1 protein-coding gene is annotated in these 1,311 nt (G+C 39.1%); it reads left to right on the top strand.

From position 1 onward, the window contains the following. The first annotated feature begins 43 nt into the window (after nucleotides 1–43). Nucleotides 44–1,266 (top strand): IS3 family transposase gene (locus tag FTV09_RS17760; protein ID WP_122959108.1). Its coding sequence is split into 2 segments (ribosomal slippage): nucleotides 44–380 and nucleotides 380–1,266, totalling 1,224 coding nucleotides; the frame shifts between segments, so codons are not numbered across the junction. The last annotated feature ends 45 nt before the right edge of the window (nucleotides 1,267–1,311 follow it).

Here is a 1,311-nt window from a genome sequence, read left to right as displayed (position 1 = left end):
TGTCCCGTCCTGAAATAAGTTTACACCTTAAGAGACTTATTTTATGGAACATGCACAAGAACAACGAGTTAAACGCACACAACGTGATTATAGCTTCGCCTTTAAAATGATGGTTGTACATGAAGTAGAAAAAGGGCAAATTACTTATAAACAAGCTCAGGCAAAATATGGTATTCAAGGAAGATCAACTGTGCTGGTATGGTTACGCAAGCACGGACAACAGGACTGGACTTCGAATATGCCGACTTCTTCTAAACGCCAATTAACCCCCCAACAACGAATCCGCCAATTAGAAAAGCAGTTAGCCGCAGAAAAGCTTAAAACTGAATTTATTCAGGATGTGATTTATCACATTGATAAAGAATGTGGGACTGATCTTGGAAAAAAGTATACCGAGCACGTTTCAAAGATTGGCAAAGCCAAAGAAGACTAAGCGTTTCACGTTATTGTCAGTGGTTGGGAATCACCCGACAAGCTTATTATCAAGCAGAAAAACGTGCTCAAATGACTGCACAAGCAACTGAACAAATACTTGAGTTGGTTATGGAATATCGTTGTCTCATGCCAAGTATCGGAACACGTAAGCTGTATTGGCTTATTAAAGGCAAATTGTTGCAGCGTGGTTTAAAGTGTGGACGAGATCAGTTATTTAAAATATTGAAAGAGCATAATTTATTGATTCGCCCCAAGCGTCGCTATACAAAAACTACGGATAGCAAGCATTGGATGAAGAAGCATCCAAATTTATTAAAGGATTATTCAGCAGTGCAAGCCAACGAAGTCTTTGTTAGTGATATTACTTATGTTGAGAGTGCTGAAGGCGTACATTATTTATCCTTAGTGACAGATGCTTATACCCGTCAGATTAAAGGTTATAAGTTATCGAATGATATGCGTGCGGAGAATGTTGTGCAGGCTCTACATATGGCGATGCAGCATGTGACGGATCGAGCGACAAGGATGATTCATCATTCAGACAGAGGCTCTCAGTATTGCTCTGAACTATATCAATCGGCATTACGCCATTATGGGGTATGTCCTTCTATGACAGATGGAGGAGACTGTTACCAGAATGCATTAGCAGAGCGGATTAATGGAATATTAAAGCAGGAGTTTTTAATTACACGATGTCAAACCATGAAGGAGTTAGATCACTTAATTGCGGAATCTATTATGATTTATAATTGCTATAGACCACATTTAAGTTTAAATATGAACACCCCGAATCAGACGTATGAGCAAACTAAAACCGAGCTAATTGCTTAACTCGGTTTGAAGTGGAATACTGTCAATCTATTTCAGGACAAGACA

It is taken from the genome of Acinetobacter sp. YH12227, assembly GCF_013417785.1.
In the GTDB taxonomy this organism is placed as follows: Bacteria; Pseudomonadota; Gammaproteobacteria; order Pseudomonadales; family Moraxellaceae; genus Acinetobacter; species Acinetobacter gandensis.
This window is presented reverse-complemented; position numbering and strand designations above follow the sequence as displayed.